Genomic DNA, 17552 nt, shown 5'->3' with positions numbered 1-17552 from the left:
AGGTTCAGATTGCGACGGAGCATCCTGCGCCGGCGTCGAGGTGATCGTGAACAATCGACCCTTGTCGGGAGAACCCAGCGTTACGTCCCAGGCCATGATGGCCGGCACGAAACGATCGGTCAGGATCCGACGCTCGCTGATGTTGCCATCGGCGTCTTCGTCGAACTCGACCTTCGAGGACTTCTCCTTGAACGTGTCGCCCTTCACGACCAGCTGACGCCCCGACCGCGAGGTCACGATGCCCGATATGCCTCCCGCTGCCAGCGACAGCGCGAGGTGCCAGCTCGAAAGCCGGCGCAGCGGACGTCGCTGTGTGACCCCATTGGTCCAGAACGCGAGGTTGAAGTCGGGCCATAGCCCGCCCAGCTGATCGATCTCCTGCTCCAGCTGCTCGGGTTCCAGCGACACGCGGTAGCAGTGTGGCGGGCTACCGATCGCCGGCGGCACATCATAGAGACCATCACACCAGATCGAAGGCAGCGGCTCGGGCTTGAACTCTCCCAGCCCGATTTGCTGCAACATCTTCCTGATCGTTTTGGCCCTATCGTTTGCCAGTAGTGCATTGCGCTTCGTGCGAACGCCAAAGACGACGACCTGCTTGAAGGTATCGACCGCGGCCTCGAACGCAGTGACGCGATCGAAGTGTTGGCTGACCCAGCTCGACAGCTCATCGTCGAAGACGTAGTACGGCACGATCATCACCATGATCCCGCCGTACTGCAGCAGGTGGACACAGCGCTGGTAGAACAGCTTTTCCAGCCGCTGCCGGCCCTTGCCGGCATACCTCTTGCTGCCGCCGGTCTCGCTGACGAGATCGCCGTAGGGTGGGTTGAAGAACATCATGCCGAACGAGCGTGGAGAGATAACGGTATCCATCAGATCCGACTGGATGCCGACATCGATCAGGCTCTGCATGTGGCGCGCTCGCTCGAGATCGAACTCGATGCCGTAGGCATCGGTTCGTTCCCGGCCCAGCCGGTGGGCGCTTTCCAGAATCGCATGGCCTTCGCCGGCACATGGATCCAGAATGCGCACCCGCTGGTCATGCGAGGTACCCAGTGCCTGGAGAGCACGTTCGATCGTGTCCTCGTCGGTCGGGTAATAGCCGTTCTTGGCGAAGTTGCGCGCCAGGCGTGGAAACATCAGAGCCATGATGGCCTCCCGGGTTCATTGCGTGGCGAGATCGCCGGAGTGGATGAGCTGACCGATAGCGTCCTGGACGCTGGCCAGCGAGAGGTCGATCCAGACACCAGAAAGGCGCCCGGACGTCTGATCGAGCATGCGTATCGCGCCATGCTCGAGGAGCAGCTGAACGACCTTAGGTCGCCAGTGATCGAGCAGCGGAAAAGCGGCGAGATCCTGCAGTCGTGACCAAAGCATCGCGCTCTTGTCCTGACGAGAGTCGCGCTCGTTGAAGATGGCGTAGCACTGACGATTAGCGCGATCCGGATCCTGACAGCGCTGATCGAACAGCCAGAGGTTCAGCAGGCTGCCGAACCGCGTCTGCCGATAGGTCCGCGTCGTACGTTTGGCCATGCGCTCACGGTCCAGCTGTAGAGCGACCGACTGGCCATCTCGCTGGAGCGTGATCTCCGTCCAGCCACCTTCGGCGATCGGCAGGGTCAGCTTGGCCATCAGTTCGTGAATGGCAGTATCCCGCCCCCACAGGGACAGGAAGACCGCGCGGTCGCCATCGGCGACATAGCTATCCAGAAAAAGCTCCGGCGCCTCCTCGAGACGCCAGAGCGGGGTTGCAGGTGACATGCTGCCTCCATCGACAAGGATGGGGACGAGCTGCCCCCAGGGGCAGTCATCGCCCCCGGGGGTTGAGTGTCAGATTCAAGCCGCTGCGGCAGCTGAATAGGTCCAGGTTTGTGACGTGGCATCGAATGCGTAGCCCATCTGCTTCAGGCGAGTGACCTGGGCACGGAAAGTACCCCGATCGACCGTGGGATCCAGCTTGACGCTATCGCCCAGCGGCCATTGGTGCCCGAACAGCTCGATGTCCTGATCGTCCGCCTGCGGTCGGCGCTTCGATGTGGCCTTGGCGCTCTCCTCTTGCGGTTGATCCGGCGATGCCGGCGGGCGGTTATCCTCGTGCGTCTGCTTGAGTAATTCCGCTGCCAGACGTGCCGCGCCAGTGGCGCGAAAGATGGCTTTCTTGTCCGCCTGCAGCACGCTGATCCAGCTGGCGATGTAGGCGGCGTCGAAGGCCTCGTTGCGAATACCGAAGTGCCCGCACAGAAAGGCCGAGCCCAACTGCGCGACCAGTTCCTCGAGCGCGTAGCGTTCGGAACCGAACGGCTCGGGGTCGGTGATCCCGATGCGTGCCAGGCGCGATTCGTGCCCGGTGGCATGGGTCAGTTCATGCAGTGCCACGCTGTAGTAGCTGTCCGCGTCGTGGAAACGCTCCTTCGCGGGCATCAACACCCTGTCCTGCCGGGGGTAATACCCTGCGATCTCGCGATCCAGCGAGTGCGTGACCTTGATGCCACAGCCGTCGATGAAGTCGTCCAGCGCATCCACGCTGTCGAATCCCTCGATCGACGTCGCCGGCGGATTCGTGACCTCATCGGGCAGACCGTCACACTGATCCACGTTGAACAGATTGAAGCCCCTCAAAATCGCGAAGTGCTTCTCCTTGGGGTTGCCCTCGTCGTCGAGCACCGGCTCACCAGCGTCATCGACGATCTCGCGCTTCAAAGGCTTGTAGAAGCACGCGAGCGTGCTCTTCGCACCCTTGCGTACCGTACCCCCGGCCTCTTTCGCCTGGCGAAAGGTGAGCCAGCGGTCCTGGGAAAACCCGCGAGCCTCGGCCTCGCCCCAGAGCAGAGGCACGTTGATGCCGCTGTACTGGCGACCGGAGACGGCGTTACAGGGTATGAGTGGCGTTCGGCGGGACGGATCCCAGGGCTGCCCGATACCGGGCAAATGCCCCTGCTCAAGACTTTCCAGAATCCGATCAGTGATTGCCTGGTAGATGTCGGCCATCGTCGAAACCTCATGATGACGACCGGGACGCCCCACCGGGAGCGAATCCCGGTCGGGGTGGAAGGAAAAAGCCCGGCGTACCGGGCTGAGTGGTGTGAAAAATCGCGTGTTCAGGCAGCCAGACGATCACGTCCGGGCAGTGAGAACACCAGCGTCTGCTTGCCAAGCTGGTGCTCCAGCTCGACATGGACACCGACGAACAGCGGAAGCAGTAACGCTCCGGTGCGATGTGGTGCCGCTATGTCGAAATCGAGCGATCGACTGCCTGCAGGTGCTTTCGACAACTCCTCTCGAGCCTGCGCCAGGAACGCATCGAGGCGTTCGACCCAGTGCAGGCCCTCAAGTGCCGAGTGCGATGTGCCAGCCGTCTCGAAGAGCGCAACCACCTCGTTGATGAGGGGCTGCTCCATCTGCACCATCACGTCGCGACGATCGGGGCAGAGCCCGAGACGTTGCGCCTTGAGGGTGAGATCGATACGGACGTTGGCGTTGTGGGTGTTGCGATTCATGGGTGCTTCTCCTCGGGAACAAAAAAGGGGAAGCACCTCGCCCCATGGGGAAGGAAACTTCCCCATGGGGTGGATACCGCTTGGTTTATGCTGGCAGAACGTGTGCCTTCCAGGTATGGCGGTGCGTGTTCACCTGACGGTGATCCACGACCTTGCCCTGGTCATTGCGAACCGGCTCCTTGACGACGACCGCTTCACGCCCGAGAAACTCGAGCGCCACGGCATCGCCAACAGCCAGCGGGATCTCTCGCGCCACGCGCTTGAGATCGATCCCCCACACGGTCTTGTCGTCACCACGCTCGGGCCGCAGCGTGATGTAGTAGCTGAGGCGGTTGGCCTCGTCGAACTGATAGGGCGCGCTGCCATGGGCAACGATCTCTCCCTGGTGTGTCGCGCCACGGCGATGAGAGGTCGATCCCGTCTTGACGGAACCTGACGCTTCATTCTCATTGCCGGCCGCACCGCTGCCGAAACCAAAGCTGATGAGGCCAAGGCGCTTTAGCACTACCAAGGCGACCAGCGTCAGCCAGATCCACCGGAGTGGGTCAGGAATGACCTGTGGCAGCATGAGCGGAATCAGAACGGAGAACAGCAGGGCTCGAGAGCCTTGGAAAGGATTCATGGCGCAGCTCCAGTGGATCGGGTCCGGGAGATACACCATCCCCATCCGGGAAAGTGATTTCCCGGATGGGTGGTTCGGCGCGAGGCCGAGTATTCGGAAGTGGCATCCAGCTCAGATGAGCGCCGTCTTTCGGGATGCGTTAACGGCTTCGGGAATTGCCCGAAGGCAAAAGGCGTCACTGATGACCGTCAGTGACCAGCGGCTTGCATCTTGAGGATAGCTGGACCGGATCCAAGGCTGCAAGAGCCAGTAATCGGACCAGCACTGCTCTGCCCTGGCTTGATACCTGGGACGGCCTTGGGCTGATGCGATGGTCTAAAAGACTGGCACTTCAGAAAACATTAATTTACATTATTAACATTCAGCAATGAGCATCGCCAGGGGCCGCTTTCAACCCAAAGCGGACGCACTTGAGCGTTCATGTGCGCTGCGAAATTGTCCGTACACCATTATAGAGACGCATGTCGTGGCCGAACAAAACGCAATCTCGATCGGCTAAAGCAGTCGGCCGCGTGCGATCACGGGATGGTCAGCAACCGACATATCCCAGGCTAAACGCGCGTCCAGTACCGAGTGATTTCGATAAAATTAAATAAAAACAAGGAGATGTCCTGCATGACTGCATCCGACATCACTGTGCGTGACACGCTCAGGTTGCTTGATGGCTCGTTAGCGTCCTTCGCAGAAGGTGTGTCAAACGGGCTTTACGCATTCTGGTTGGGGTCTGGGATTTCGTTCGGACGCGCACCGAGTCTGCGCAGCCTCGTCGGCAAAGTTGTCGAGTTCGTACGCTCGCAAATTAACCATGCGGATCCCGACTGCAAGTTCGCTCGCACCTTGCAAGAGATTCTCAACTTGGCCGGCATCTCAGATGAAGAACGTGCGCGCTCGAAGTTCGATGAGCCCTTTGCCAGTTGGCCGGATCAGGATGCCATTGCACAGCGCTTGGTTAACAACTATTCCAAGCTGCTCGGCCTCACTGTCGATGGCGAGGACATGGACTATCTCTTGTGGAACGTCATCGACGTTTGCGCAACGTTCGCGGATCCCGACATGATCCCCGACGTGGAGCACCTTTGCCTCGCGGCCTTGAGTCTGGAAGGTGTTGCGCCTGAGATGCTCTCCGCCAACTGGGACCCGTTGGTCGAAAGGGCTGTGGACACCCTGACAGGCGGCAATGTTGCTCTGAGTCCAACAGTTGTCGCACGTCCTGCCGATCTTCAACTGCCCCGCAATAAGACCCGCCTCATCAAGTTTCACGGCTGTGCTGTGAAAGCTCAAGGTGATCCGAGCCAGTACCGCCAATGGATGGTGGCGTCCAACGATCAGGTCGCCGCCTTCTGCACGCAGGCGAACAACCAAGGACTGGTCACTGCATTGACGCACATCGTTGGGAGCAAGCGCACGCTGATGCTTGGTCTTTCAGCTCAGGACTCCAATATCCAGGGAATCTTTAACAAGGCGGCTAACGAGTTGACGTGGCTGCTTGACGAAGCTCCTCCGAGCTATGTGTTCTCGGAGCAAGAGCTGGGCATGGACCAGCGATCGCTCCTGAAAAACGTATACCGCGACCAAATCACGGCAGCCAGCTTGACGGCGGTCTTTGAGGAGGCGCGCATCCAGGCATACGCAAAGCGGTTGCTCCCCGCGTTGCTGCTGGATGTGTGGTCGAGAAAGCTGCAGGCGTTGATCCCTCTCGCTCCAAGTCCGCTCCCGCCTGCGGAGCGTCAACACCTGTGCGCCGGCATCGTGTCGCTTCGCAACCACTTGGCAGATATGGCGGAGCCGGAGATTGACTTCATCGATGCGCTCCTCGATCGGTTCGGCCGCGCCTGTAAGTTACTGCGTGACGGCCAAATCGAACACCCCAATGTCAGGTTTGAGCCGATTACGAATGATGTAGTGACGTCCCTCACGGGCAATCCCTCCTTGGGGGCCCTCGGGTTACGCGAGGCGGCCGTTGCACTTGGCTTGGTGGGCATGGGTTTGAGCCGCGATCACTGGGTAGTGGAAGCGGAGTCTCTCGAGAGGGAATCGGGTGTGCTGGCAGTCACCGGAAAAGGTGCAGCAGCGGCTCGTACTAAGGTGTACCTGACAGCCACCTCTTCCGGCGCCGCGTTGCTTCGCAGCGAGGGTCACCTAGTGGAAGCAGAAAGCCCCCTCTTGATCCAGTCTCAGAGGCTGGCGGTGCCAATGACACGATCCCCAAGGGCGGCAGCAGGGCGAACCGGTTTGCCGAAAGTGCGTGAGGTCAGCATATTGACCCTGCTGCAAACCTCCACCACCGCTGACGAACTGTATGAAGCGTTCCGACAGGAGCTTGCGCTATGACTGATTCAACGCCAGTGGGCCGGGTCGCGGCGGCGCTCGAGGATGCAGGGTACCAGCGAATCGCCAATGGACTTCAGGTCGGCGAGCTGAAGTTCCAGTTTCCAGCCGCGTTCGTGAAGGCGAAGAGTTCGGCCGAACTGATCCTTGTCGCCGACATCGCAAGCGAGAGCGAGACGCAACTGACGCGCAAGGTCGACGGCGTGGCGCGCGCGCTGGACATCGCATCCTCCACACGGTCGCTTACCTTGGTGGTGACTGGCCTCCGTCCCAGTGCTTCCGCTCTGGAATCAATGGGACGGGTCTGCCGGGTCCTTCCTATCGGCGACATCAGCGGTGACGACGGCGACGAAGTCCTCATGAACTGGCTGGCTGTGCTGCTGCCTCTGCCGTTGCCACAGCCTGAGTCTGTGGCGGGTAACTCCCTGGCACGCATCCACGCCGCCGCACAAAGCCTGGACGAGACCACCAGGAAGCTGATCAATGCTGCGTCTCTAGGAGAGCGCGCCGTCAGGAAGGGACTGTACTCCATCATCGACGCCGCTGCCGTCCAGGCCAAGGAGAAGAACACATGACGCCACGCATCACGTCACTCACGGCTACCGACTTCCGCAGTCTTCGAGGGACGGTAACGGTCCCTATGGACAGCCCTGTCGTGCTGATCCATGGTCGTAATGGCGCTGGTAAGACCAGCTTGTTGACGGCGATGGAACTTGGCCTGACCGGCAATTTGGCATCTCTATCTCGGCTGGACTCGCAGTTTCGGGAGCATCTGATTCATAAGGAGGCGGTGTCCAAGAAGGGCTCGGTGTCGATCGGCGTCCACGGGCTTAGTGTCGAATTTCCTGCAGGACATTTCGAAATCCATGGCAACAAGTTCGTTGGAAAGCCTGCGCTGGATCCCGTCTTGGGCAGGCACTTCTCGGAACGCTGCTACCTGGCGCAATCTACACTATCCAGACTACTGGAGTTCTACGAGGACAAATCGGCGAATGGCACAGCACTGACGCGATTCGTCAAGGAACTGCTCGGCCTGGATGCGCTGGATGCGCTCATTGACGGCCTGCACGGTGCCGGAGACGTTCGCCGGCTCCGCGGCCATGCCGTTAGCTTTTGGGACATACGCGAGCAGATCCCGAGTTTGGATGACGAATTGAGCCGCTTGGCCAGAGAACTCACTGCTGCCGAGGGCCAGGCAACTCAGCTCATGCAGACGGTGGCTCAGCGACTTGCACCACACTGGCCAGACGTTGCCGATCTCTCGGCACAGGCGATGCTTGACCTGTTAAAGGACCAGTCGCAGGAGCCCGAGCTGCAACGCCTGACGCAGCTCAGGCGGGAGCTCAATGACACGGTCTCGCAAAGCCAGAGGGTGGTATCCGCCATTGCTGCCGACCAGCGCGAGGCTGCCGAAATGGCCGCCAGTGCCGCCGACGCGGCACTGCGCGGTTGGCTGGACACTAGTGGCAAGCGCATGACGGAGCTGTTCGACAAGCTTGGTGGCTACTTCTCTGATCTGCCGTCACCCATCCAAAACCGTCCCGAATACGCCCGCGCCTACGCCCATCGCTCCATTACCGCTGAGGTAACTAGATGTGAGCAGGTTCAGAGCAAGGATCAAGCAGCACAAAAGCAGGTTTCAACCCTTCAAGAGGACCGGCAAGGTCTCACCAGGCGGCTGGAAGAGATCGACAAGCAGATCGTGCAGTATTCACGTGATGCAGGTCAGTTTGCGCAAGCGCTGTCTGCCCTGGTGCCACATGTGCATACGGAAGAATGCCCGGTCTGTAGTCGGGACTTCGGTGAGGTTTCGTCGTCGCCGTTACTGGGTCATCTCACCGCTCGGATTGCGTCCCTGACCCAGTCGGCTGGCCTTCTCTCGGCCTTGTCGCAGGAGCGGGCGAACACGGTGAACGCCGTCGCAGCCAGAGATCGAGAGATCGATGTCGCTCAGACGCTAGTACTCACGGCCGAAGTTAGAGCGGAATACGGGCAAAGGCTTGCAACCCTTGAACAGGCCTTGCAGGCGTTGTCTGCCTTGGAAGCAGAAGCCAAGGCTGGCGAAACCCTATTTGGGCAAGCCGCCAACGCCGCACAAGCCTTGGCATCGGCTCGCGCCGCGGATCAGCAATCAGCAGCCATTCGAGACGCTGCTGTTCGGTATGCCACGGCGCTCTCCATGGATCCCATTGGCGACAGCGAGCCTTTGCAAGCTGCGCTGCAGCGGTTCCTAGCTGAAGTATCTGCGCGCCTGGAGCGGCTGACGTCGAAAGAGTCTGCGCGCCGCGATGGAGAGGCGGCGTTGAGAGAACTGCTGCTGAAGCAGCAGCACATTGAAGCCATCAAGGCACGGCAGGTGGAGCGCCTAGCTGCTCGTAGAGGCCTGCGCGCAGCGAAGGAAGCGGGGGAACGAAAGATAAAACAGGCGCGCGAGCTTCTCAATCTCGCTCAGTCCGAGCGTTCCCGTGTTGTGGGTCATGTGTTCAACGATTCCTTGAATAAGGCGTGGCGAGACCTCTTCATCCGCCTGGCACCGGATGAACCTTTCATACCCGCCTTTGCTTTGCCCCAGGCGACGAGGGGTGACGTCGAAGCGAAGCTAGAGACCCACTACCGAGACGGCAGTAAAGGCGGAAATCCAAGGGCCATGCTCAGCGCCGGGAATCTCAACACGGCCGCGCTGACGCTGTTCCTCGCGCTCCATCTGTCCGTGAAGCCTCAGCTACCGTGGCTGATCATTGACGACCCGGTGCAAAGCATGGACGAAGTTCACATCTCGCAGTTCGCTGCGCTGTTGCGGACACTCTCCAAGCAGCATGGACGCCAAGTGATCATTGCGGTACACGAAAAACCCCTTTTCGACTACCTTTGCCTGGAGCTAAGCCCAGCCTTCGAAGGGGACCGATTGATCACAGTAGAGCTGGGACGTACAGCCAATGGAGACTCGGTAGCAAACACTCTGGTCAGAGACTGGAAGCAGGACCTGGCGATTGCATCTTAGTCATCTGCGCTCACACTAGACCTCCCGAGCTCTGAAACGGCCGCGTGGCTGAGACGTTTTGTTGGTCTACGATGCGACCGTCTCGTTTTAGCGAACGACCCGGCTCAATGAGTTTAGTGAATGGCTGCTATTGGCCGAAAGCTGACGTTGGGGATGAACTGATTTTTCTGGCAAAAGTGGGCGAGCCGATCCAAGACAGGACACTTGGCAGTGACTTCCATGGAGCCGCCCTTTGGCCCTTTCCCCTCGCCCGGCCCTTTTGGGGTTGCCTTGTCCAAACAACTGGATAACCCCCTTCCCCTTAGTCACCCTTCCCTTCCATCCCTTTGCTTGGAGCCCTTTATCCTTTCCTCGGGAAGTACTGCCTCAGGGCTGACTCACGATATTGACCGCTGTGACTCCCTGGTTCCAGATCATCTCAAGATGGGAGGACTGCACGATCGAGCGAACATAGCGCGGAGTCATGAGGCCCCAGCACCGTGCGCCCTCTTGCCTAACGGAGGGGTACCTGATGCCAGGGATCTTCTGCGCGCTGGCTGCGGCGCCAAGCGCACGACTGGCGGTGTAATCGTTCGGAGCAAAAATGGGATCATCCAACGGTAATTGACAGAGGTCTAAAAGTTCAGCCTCAGAGAACTCGCAAACCAGTTCACGAAATACGAAGCGGTCAAAGTCTAGATCAGGCACGTTGTGCCAGTAGACCTCCTGGTGATGGCGAACCTCGGCGATGGCCGTATCCAGGCAGTCAGCCAGGTACAGCACTCCGAAGCTCCCGTCGCTGAATCGCGAACCGCTGGTATTGAGATGGGTGAACGGGGCAACGGCGTAGGAGCAGCCCGCTATACCGAAAGGAATGTCTTTTCGGTCGATGAGTCCGAGATCGCCTGTCTCAGCCTGCAGCCGAGGGTTGGTAAGCGCCTGGAGCTGATGCAGCGCGTCGAACTCTTTCTCGTCGGCCACGTCATCGAACAGGCTGATCGGTGGAAACTTGGAGTTGACCAGTCGATGCGCTCGGCGAGTCTCTGCAGGCAGTCGGGGTATCTCTTCAAGTCTTACCACTGGGCGCCCCGCAGGCCGTCGATGCGCTTAAAGGTCTCGTACAGGCCCGGAAGGCCGGCCCGAGTCATCGATTCCAATGGGGTGAGGCCGTTGAAACCAGGATTGTGGTTGGGCATGTTCACAAAACCATAGACGTTAGCTGGGTTCTCGAACAACGTCCTCAGCGCGGCATGGATATTCAGCACCAGACTGACCCTCGTCAACTGGTCGGGGTCGATGTGCACCTGCCAGCCTTGGTCAGCACGTTTGGCGCGGTTGTAGGTGCTGCGAGAGATACGCAGGACCTCGGCACCCTGATCCTGAGTGGCGCCCCACTTCTCCAAGATCTTTACCGCAGCGCGTAGCCCCGCAGTGTTGCGTGCTTTGTCGTTGGCAAGCTTTTCTACGGCTGTCATGTCGCCCTCCTGATCTACGGACACAAATATATCCATAGTGTGTCCTTGGATCAAGTTGCTACGGCTGCCAAAGTGGACGTCTGAGCCGTGTTTTTCCTCAGACCTGGCTGATTCACGACGAGCTTGGAAACGGATCGGCTGCCTGCCACTACACCAACGGTTGACATTGCGACTAGGCTCGATGATGCCTTGCCGTTCACAACTCCCCGGGGTAGTCTGAAATCACGCTTCGCAACAATGCATGGGAGATGGCCCATGAAGCTCACAGAACTCGTCACTACCGCCAAAGGCCGCAAGGCTACCGCTAAGCTCGCGTGGGATCTCGGCAAAATCACAGGGAAGGTTGCGATAGCGGGTACGTCATCTTTCGCGGGTTGGGCAGCTCACGCCATAACCTCTCGGCCAGCCTCCAATCACGACATTGAGGCCCTCAGACGGTCTCAAATGAACAGCTACGGGCGATCCTCTGAGGGTTTTGGTACTTTTTCGGATCGCCGTAGCGTTTTTGATACGGAATCGGACTAAAAGCCAAGTTGTTCATCTGCCCTTGGTCGCAGCACTTTCAGCCATTTTACTGCCCTTGTCTCCGGCGGATTTTGCCCCGGCCGTTCCTTCTCCAATGCTTTTGCTGATCACAGTTCCTACCTGCGCCCCTGTCCAACCCAGCACGGCTACCCAAATCCCCGGTAAGATCAAGAACGTCGCCCACTCAACGAAAATCAGCACCAGCTTGTCATAACCGTTCTGCGCGGCTGCAACGAACGACATCTTAGCGGCGTCCGAGCTGTAGAGCAGGTTGATCAGGTTTGCGTTGATCCATCGTGCCAGTTCCCACCAGAAGGTCAGGAACCAGAGCGCGAACAGTCCGAAACTCGCTGTACCAGCCACCTTGAACGAGTAGCCCGAGATCGTCATCACGAAAGGCAGACAGATCACCACGGCCATGATCAGGATGTACTGCACCATCGGCAGTGCGCGCTTGAGCATGTCCATGCCGGCCTTGCCCAGCACTGCGCCCATAGCGCCGCCCACACCACCGGCGACCATGGATAGCCCGTCCTCGATGCTCGTGCCATCCAGATTTCCATAACCGGTGACAGTGATGTCCTGATTACCATTGGCGGATCCGGCGCGATTACTGATCAGGCGCCGAATGACCTCTCCCTCGGCATCCGTGGACGAAAAGATCGATCGGACGCCGTCCCAGATACCCGGATCAACCTGGTCATGCAGACGGGCGTAAAGACCGTTCTCGCCATTTTCCCACCACTGTCGGCAGCTGGGATACCCGGGGCGCCCGGGGCCAGTACCAGGACGTGCCTGGTCGCGATTGGCATCGTAGGGGAAACCCGCGATCGGCCGGCCAGCATAGAACGAGTCGTAGTAGCCGGGAGTACCGAGGAAGAACTCGCTGCCGAGCCAATCGACGTCCTGGGCCTCGAGCGCCTCGATTGAGCCACCTTGCTGGAACAGCAAGTTTCGCGCCGCGCCGTAGCACTGTTGGTGGAACTCGCCCAGTTCCCGCTTGAGTCCGGGATCGGTGATCTCCTGCGCATCGATCTCGGAGGTAATGGCCTGTAGATCCGGGCTGCAGGGAATGCTCGAGACGGCAACGTTGGTGACACCCTTCGAAACGGCATGCACGAGTGCCCACCAGAGAGGGATCTCGGCGGACTGGCCGTCGATCGAGTTGAGAGTATTGCTCCCCCACTGCCCCTGACCAATGACAGCGACACTGCAGGACTGGCCACTGCCGTTGGTCCGCTCGACGGCGTTCACCGGGTTGAACGACAGACTCATCATCGGCACGCACGTGAAGACATAACAGATGACCATGGCGTAGAGCCGGGTCTCGATGCGCGCGATCAACAGCACGCCCTTGTTACCCTCGTCCTCCCCTTCCTGACGCACCTTGAACCACTCTGATACGATCAGTGCAACAAACGGAACCAGCGCCAGGCCGGTCTGCATCAGCGATGACCACAGGGCGTTGTTCACGACCCAGCCGATCATCAGCATGACCATCTCGAAGTAGTCGCTGACGTTCAGCTCCGCACTCATGATCTACCTCCCAGCCAGTCGAGCACGTTGAACAGCTCGATGCCGACCATGACGACCAACGTCAGGCTCTCGAGACGCTTGAGACGATCACGCGCCGCCTCCCCTCCATCCCGATCCTCACCGAGACGAGCCAGGACACGCGGCTTCCAGAGTTTCAGCCAGGCTAGGATAAGTGCGGCATAGCATGCCCAGCGCCACAGAAAGAGCCATGGCAGCGCGGCCTGCTTGGCTGCGGCAAACGCTTCACGACTCCCCATCAACTGAATGGCCAGCGACACGACAACGCCACTGAGCAGGAATACACCGATCAAGGCGACCACGAACACCACGGGGGATGGCCACCGACGAGGGTCGATCAGTTTTGTCGGGCGCATCACTCACCTCCCTGCAGCGGCCGGCCGCGCTCATCGAGCACCGGTGACGGGAGAGTGGTCTCGTCCGGACTGGATCCCATGGATCGATTGGCCGCGCGACGCAGTGCCTGCATGGCTGCGTTGCTCGACAGCGATTTTCGGATCTCCATCTCGCTCTGTAGCAGTTCGATGTCGCGGTTGAAGGCATCGACCTTGCGGTCCAGCGCGGTCATGCCCTCGGGATTACCTTCGATGCCGGGATCACTGGAGCCCGCGATCAGCGCGCGTCGTGCCCACATGGCCTTGGTCAGGGTGCGAGCCAGCGCCATCTCGCTTGAGAGGCGCTGGGCCAGCAGCGGCCCCTGGGGATCGCTACGCATGGCCTCGATCACGCCGCGCGATACGGCCAGGCCATTGCCGGCGGAGACGTCGTTGAGCTTCGACTGGGTGATCTCGCCACCGTTGAGCATGCCGACCAGCGTCTCGTGAATATCGCTCTGCTCGTCCTCAAGTTCTCGGATCAGCCCGGTACCGGCGATGGTCTCGGATTTCTCGCAGCCGTCGCAGGAGCGCAGCTCGGTATCGCCGACGATCTTCCTGGTCCACTCGGCGGCGGCGGAGGGCGATCCCCAAACGGTACACATGCCGCCCTGACAGTCGTTGCCGCTACCGCCTGAACCGCCATTGCCGCCGGCGATGCCACCACCGCCGACCCAATCCCCGCTCGAGGTTGCCACCGATCCCCAGCCGTCGCCCCCACCGGAAACCGACTCGTCACTCGTGGGATCGGTGCGACCGTACAGCAGGTTGTACCCGGCCTTGGCCGTGTCCTCGACCACCCTCATCGGCTGCTGACCACTGCCGCCACGCTTCTGCCCGCCGACCCAGGTCCGGCCAGCGTTGCCGGCCTGTGCTTCGGCTTGCTCTTGGGCTGAGACGGCATCCGTGTTGCCGGCCGCAATGTCCTGCCAATTCTCTGCCATCGCCGCTTGCTGCATCTGGCCACCGATCGTGGCATCGGCCAGCTGCTCGGACATGCGCTGGCAGGAGAGCTTCGACTTGTCGAAATCGAGCCGCCCCTGCATGACGCCGTTGGTCAGCAGGTCGTAAAGCGCCGGATTGGAGCGCTGGATGATCATCGCGGGCAGGCTGGCCACCGCGCCAGTCGCGTTGGAGACCACGCTGCCCATCATGTTCTGGAAGCCGTTGGTGACGCCGTTGAGCTGATTGCTCACCGTCGAGCCCACGTCAAAATTGCCGCAGGTGGCATTGACGTCCCAACTGACACCGAGTCCCTGCGCTCTGGGGCCATGTCCCAGCCCTGCTGAGGCACCAAACGGGGCGGCACCCCCGATGTCGTAATAGAGGCTGTCCTCAGACTGCGCCTGAGCCAGCAGCGGTGTCGCGAGAGCTACCGAGAGGGTCAGCGGAATTAGGTTTCGTTTCATGGCTTACTCTCCGGTGAAGTACAGCAATTCCTGGCCGCGTTTCTTGCAACAGCGATAGGGCCGCCACAGCGCCCAGGCGTAATCGCCCGGTTCCTGCAGCTGATCGTTCTCGCCACCGTCGGGGAAGGTCGAGCAGGACATGCGCATGTTGGGTGCCAGCTCCTGCCACTCGTGGGTCTCGGCATCACCCTCCTTGACCGGATCCGGCCCCCAGATGCCGTTGCTCTCGGAATCCCGTGCGATGAGGGGCTGATAGACGTGAGGCTGTCCGCTGCGCGTCACGACATCGGCAGCACGCTGTGCCGCCGTCGCCGCAACCTTGTAGTCGTGGGTCTGGGAGACGAAGCCACTGCGCGGATAGATCGGGCTCCAGAGGTCACCCACACTGCCCATCTCTCGCATGCCCGGTGTCAGCGCTTCGGGGTAGGCCATCTCCGGCACGCCAGAGCGCCAGGCCAGCGCATCGAGGGTCGAGATGAAGTACGGCATCAGTGGTTGCGAGTTGCTCTCACAGAACCAGCCGAAGCCGCTGGCGAACCGATAGAACAGCTCCGAGGGATGGCCGATAGCGTCGACGTTCTTGAAATGCGTGTTCGAATGCTGCGGCGCGACGGACTCGCGCGCGGATCCACCGCCCAGGGCGTCACCCGTCGGGGGAGACAGCATCGCGATCTCGGTCCAGGGGTTATCACCGGTGTTCTCGTAGGCGCTGACGACCAGTTCGGGGATGTAGTGCTTCACCCGGATCGAGGTTCGTACCGTGCAACCCCAGGCCGAACAGTAGAGCCAGGCGCACATGCCGATGACCTGGTAGTCGAGGCACTGGGTACTCATCGACGACTGGAGGATCTCCGGCGTCGTGATCGCCTGCGCTCGGGGAGCGCTTGTCATGCTGGCCAGCCCGACAATCAGCGCGAAGGCAACGGCAACAGGCACAGGCAATGTCGTGAGAGAACGCTTCATGGTTGCTCTCCCCTCGCCTGTTTGATCTCCTCGAGCGCGCGTGAGATGTCCGGCTCGCCATAGACCACGTACTGGCTGTCGACCACCACGGCCGGTACTCTCTCGATGCCCAGCATCCAAGCACGAGCCACACCCTGATAGAGCTGGCCATAGTCCTGCAGCGTCCGCTGCCACTCAGGGTCGTTCATGCGCGATTGCAGCATCTGCTTGGCACGTGACGGGTCAGCGGGAAGATCCTGTGACAGCCGAGCGTCGAGACGCGCCGGCGCATCCAGCTCGACCACGGCAGCGGATGACGGCACATTGACGACCGGCTCTCCCGCAATCGTGAACACTTCGACGCCGGCAACAGCAGTCTGCCCCCAGGCCAGCAGGCAGAGCGATGACAGCACGGCCAGTGGCCGCAGCTGAGGAGAGAGGAACATGGATGGACTCCCACGGCGGTATCAGTGCACAGGTGTACCGAGTGGGAGGCTATGGGGCAGTAGAGAATGTTAAGTCATTACTGAGAACATTTGTGGCGCAGCTCCAGTTCAGGAGAACTGGCGGGCCACCCACTGAGTATGCTCTCTGGAAAAAGCCTGCTCAGACTCGTTCACGAAATCTGAAAAGCTTTCTTCCGACTCAACTTCATTGATTTTATTCTTTATGAGACCAATCTCGTAAGCGGTCAAAGTATATGAGGAAGCCAACTCATTGAACTTCTTTATCTGTGCCCACCCCACTATACTGGTAGCCAAAGCGACAAGCACCGGCATGGGGTAAAAGAAATTCTCGTAAAAAGCCAGCTTAAACATACTTAAAATTATTGCCAAGGCATATACAGATGCTCCAATCACGCCCCAAGCGAAGCTAGCGCGACGGTTATGCTTTGCCTTTCTTAAATACCATTCTTCTTGATCCTCTATGCGCAGCTTAAGATAGTAATTTTTCCGCGCATGCAGATCAGAAAGCCGGACTGAATCCATGCTTCCGGTCGCAGCGTGATCTACGCCTATACTGGGAGAAAATTTGTGACCAATATTTCTATTCGACCTAAAAATCCCCAGTAGATGTTCTCTAAAACCCTCCCTAGGGATCGAAATATCACTAGAGTGAAAAAACGGCTCGGCACGCATACAGTATCGCCAACAAGACGTCTTCACTGACTCAGCCAAAGCACGCCCTTTATACCAATCTTGCTCTGGCTTGTCCCACATTCTAAATAACATGCAAGCAAGTGAAAGAAAAAAAACTAGTACTGAAAAGAGGAAATAAACTTTAGAAGTTGAAAAGCCAAGTGAGAGAACCGAAGCCGTGATGAGTAATCCATATTCAGCTTTAAGCAGCCTAAAGTAACGGGACTGCGAGCTGGCAGCCAAATCGCCTGCCAGCTTATAAATCGCGGGAAAATCAAAAGGCATCAAGGGACCAGCCGCCTTATTGCATCGATTATGGACTGAGAATTCCAATTCACCATCTCGTCTGCACACTCCATTACGCTCTCTGGTGTTCTCTGAGCGCCCCACCGGCGAATGCCCAGCACAGGCTTACCTAGGTTCTTGGCAAAATCCATTTCAAACTTCAACCACCGACTATAATTAACATACATTCCGGAGACAACTACAACACATTGCACAGGGCGAATTTGTTGCCTTAGCTCTTCCTCCAGCTGATAGTCAAACATGCTTTCGAATGCCTTGGCTTCTGGAACAGAATAATTAGTCCACTTAAAATTATTTGCGCGATTCAAAAACTGGACTGCGCGCTCATATCGCTCGCTATAGCTCCAAGCATGACTGATGAACAATCGGTAATTATGTAATGCTGGCATATTCCCTCC

At 59.3% G+C, this 17552-nt stretch carries 16 protein-coding genes and 1 pseudogene; 3 read left to right on the top strand and 14 right to left on the bottom strand.

Features of this window, described 5'->3' with window-relative positions; all coding sequences use genetic code 11:
* Nucleotides 1–42: 42 nt before the first annotated feature.
* The 5 genes and pseudogenes from BC443_RS13035 to BC443_RS13015 form a co-directional block, all read right to left on the bottom strand.
* A pseudogene (locus BC443_RS13035) lies at nt 43–1152 on the bottom strand (DUF6094 domain-containing protein); the annotation flags it as partial.
* 15 nt (nt 1153–1167) lie between these two features.
* Nucleotides 1168–1764, bottom strand: a complete 597-nt coding sequence (locus tag BC443_RS13030; protein WP_071232261.1) for a hypothetical protein — start codon at nt 1762–1764, stop codon at nt 1168–1170.
* 75 nt (nt 1765–1839) lie between these two features.
* Nucleotides 1840–2991 (bottom strand): DUF3275 family protein, encoded by a 1152-nt coding sequence (locus tag BC443_RS13025; protein WP_071232260.1) that lies wholly within the window; start codon nt 2989–2991, stop codon nt 1840–1842.
* A 110-nt stretch (nt 2992–3101) separates the two neighbouring features.
* The gene (locus tag BC443_RS13020) at nt 3102–3500 is read right to left on the bottom strand and encodes a hypothetical protein (protein WP_071232259.1); all 399 of its coding nucleotides are present in this window, start codon (nt 3498–3500) and stop codon (nt 3102–3104) included.
* Between the two features lie 85 nt (nt 3501–3585).
* Nucleotides 3586–4122, bottom strand: coding sequence for a hypothetical protein (locus BC443_RS13015; protein WP_071232258.1), 537 nt, complete (start codon nt 4120–4122; stop codon nt 3586–3588).
* Between the two features lie 615 nt (nt 4123–4737).
* Between BC443_RS13015 and BC443_RS13005 the strand changes: the two genes are divergently transcribed.
* Genes BC443_RS13005 through BC443_RS12995 form a run of 3 tightly spaced genes read left to right on the top strand, consistent with a single transcriptional unit; the run spans nt 4738 to nt 9451 of the window.
* Nucleotides 4738–6453, top strand: a complete 1716-nt coding sequence (locus tag BC443_RS13005; RefSeq protein ID WP_071232256.1) for an SIR2 family protein — start codon at nt 4738–4740, stop codon at nt 6451–6453.
* Nucleotides 6450–7025: a hypothetical protein gene (locus tag BC443_RS13000; RefSeq protein ID WP_071232255.1), complete on the top strand. Its 576-nt coding sequence runs from the start codon at nt 6450–6452 to the stop codon at nt 7023–7025. Before BC443_RS13005 ends, BC443_RS13000 begins: the two co-directional genes overlap by 4 nt.
* Nucleotides 7022–9451: an AAA family ATPase gene (locus BC443_RS12995; protein WP_071232254.1), complete on the top strand. Its 2430-nt coding sequence runs from the start codon at nt 7022–7024 to the stop codon at nt 9449–9451. The genes BC443_RS13000 and BC443_RS12995 overlap by 4 nt, the downstream gene beginning before the upstream one ends.
* Before the next feature lie 366 nt (nt 9452–9817).
* On the opposite strand, the gene BC443_RS12990 is transcribed toward BC443_RS12995, so the two are convergent.
* The 9 genes from BC443_RS12990 to BC443_RS12945 form a co-directional block, all read right to left on the bottom strand.
* Nucleotides 9818–10510 (bottom strand): RES family NAD+ phosphorylase, encoded by a 693-nt coding sequence (locus tag BC443_RS12990; protein ID WP_083387390.1) that lies wholly within the window; start codon nt 10508–10510, stop codon nt 9818–9820.
* Nucleotides 10504–10905, bottom strand: a complete 402-nt coding sequence (locus BC443_RS12985; RefSeq protein WP_071232288.1) for an antitoxin Xre-like helix-turn-helix domain-containing protein — start codon at nt 10903–10905, stop codon at nt 10504–10506. Before BC443_RS12985 ends, BC443_RS12990 begins: the two co-directional genes overlap by 7 nt.
* A gap of 537 nt (nt 10906–11442) precedes the next feature.
* Nucleotides 11443–12966, bottom strand: coding sequence for a conjugal transfer protein TraG N-terminal domain-containing protein (locus BC443_RS12975; protein WP_071232252.1), 1524 nt, complete (start codon nt 12964–12966; stop codon nt 11443–11445).
* Nucleotides 12963–13340, bottom strand: a complete 378-nt coding sequence (locus BC443_RS12970; protein ID WP_071232251.1) for a hypothetical protein — start codon at nt 13338–13340, stop codon at nt 12963–12965. The genes BC443_RS12975 and BC443_RS12970 overlap by 4 nt, the downstream gene beginning before the upstream one ends.
* Entirely contained in the window at nt 13340–14767 is a 1428-nt protein-coding gene (locus BC443_RS12965; protein ID WP_071232250.1) for a hypothetical protein, read from the bottom strand. Before BC443_RS12965 ends, BC443_RS12970 begins: the two co-directional genes overlap by 1 nt.
* A 3-nt stretch (nt 14768–14770) precedes the next feature.
* Nucleotides 14771–15658, bottom strand: a complete 888-nt coding sequence (locus tag BC443_RS12960) for a TIGR03756 family integrating conjugative element protein (protein ID WP_071232287.1) — start codon at nt 15656–15658, stop codon at nt 14771–14773.
* 68 nt (nt 15659–15726) lie between these two features.
* Nucleotides 15727–16155, bottom strand: a complete 429-nt coding sequence (locus tag BC443_RS12955) for a TIGR03757 family integrating conjugative element protein (protein WP_071232249.1) — start codon at nt 16153–16155, stop codon at nt 15727–15729.
* A gap of 108 nt (nt 16156–16263) precedes the next feature.
* Nucleotides 16264–17133, bottom strand: a complete 870-nt coding sequence (locus BC443_RS12950; RefSeq protein WP_071232248.1) for a DUF4231 domain-containing protein — start codon at nt 17131–17133, stop codon at nt 16264–16266.
* Nucleotides 17133–17543, bottom strand: a complete 411-nt coding sequence (locus tag BC443_RS12945; RefSeq protein ID WP_071232247.1) for a TIR domain-containing protein — start codon at nt 17541–17543, stop codon at nt 17133–17135. Before BC443_RS12945 ends, BC443_RS12950 begins: the two co-directional genes overlap by 1 nt.
* Between the last annotated feature and the right edge of the window lie 9 nt (nt 17544–17552).

Source organism: Salinicola sp. MIT1003, assembly GCF_001858555.1.
Classification (GTDB): Bacteria; Pseudomonadota; Gammaproteobacteria; order Pseudomonadales; family Halomonadaceae; genus Salinicola; species Salinicola salarius.
The sequence above is the reverse complement of the archived record's forward strand: the minus strand, read 5'-3'. Positions and strand labels throughout refer to the sequence as shown.

Excerpts from the sequence above, each read along its gene's own strand:
- BC443_RS12965 (WP_071232250.1), bottom strand. The coding sequence starts at position 14,767 with ATGAAACGAAACCTAATTCCGCTGACCCTCTCGGTAGCTCTCGCGACA.
- BC443_RS12975 (WP_071232252.1), bottom strand. The coding sequence starts at position 12,966 with ATGAGTGCGGAGCTGAACGTCAGCGACTACTTCGAGATGGTCATGCTG.
- BC443_RS12960 (WP_071232287.1), bottom strand. The coding sequence starts at position 15,658 with ATGACAAGCGCTCCCCGAGCGCAGGCGATCACGACGCCGGAGATCCTC.
- BC443_RS12985 (WP_071232288.1), bottom strand. The coding sequence starts at position 10,905 with ATGACAGCCGTAGAAAAGCTTGCCAACGACAAAGCACGCAACACTGCG.
- BC443_RS13000 (WP_071232255.1), top strand. The coding sequence starts at position 6,450 with ATGACTGATTCAACGCCAGTGGGCCGGGTCGCGGCGGCGCTCGAGGAT.
- BC443_RS13030 (WP_071232261.1), bottom strand. The coding sequence starts at position 1,764 with ATGTCACCTGCAACCCCGCTCTGGCGTCTCGAGGAGGCGCCGGAGCTT.
- BC443_RS12970 (WP_071232251.1), bottom strand. The coding sequence starts at position 13,340 with ATGCGCCCGACAAAACTGATCGACCCTCGTCGGTGGCCATCCCCCGTG.
- BC443_RS13025 (WP_071232260.1), bottom strand. The coding sequence starts at position 2,991 with ATGGCCGACATCTACCAGGCAATCACTGATCGGATTCTGGAAAGTCTT.
- BC443_RS12950 (WP_071232248.1), bottom strand. The coding sequence starts at position 17,133 with ATGCCTTTTGATTTTCCCGCGATTTATAAGCTGGCAGGCGATTTGGCT.
- BC443_RS12995 (WP_071232254.1), top strand. The coding sequence starts at position 7,022 with ATGACGCCACGCATCACGTCACTCACGGCTACCGACTTCCGCAGTCTT.
- BC443_RS12955 (WP_071232249.1), bottom strand. The coding sequence starts at position 16,155 with ATGTTCCTCTCTCCTCAGCTGCGGCCACTGGCCGTGCTGTCATCGCTC.
- BC443_RS12945 (WP_071232247.1), bottom strand. The coding sequence starts at position 17,543 with ATGCCAGCATTACATAATTACCGATTGTTCATCAGTCATGCTTGGAGC.
- BC443_RS13005 (WP_071232256.1), top strand. The coding sequence starts at position 4,738 with ATGACTGCATCCGACATCACTGTGCGTGACACGCTCAGGTTGCTTGAT.
- BC443_RS13020 (WP_071232259.1), bottom strand. The coding sequence starts at position 3,500 with ATGAATCGCAACACCCACAACGCCAACGTCCGTATCGATCTCACCCTC.
- BC443_RS13015 (WP_071232258.1), bottom strand. The coding sequence starts at position 4,122 with ATGAATCCTTTCCAAGGCTCTCGAGCCCTGCTGTTCTCCGTTCTGATT.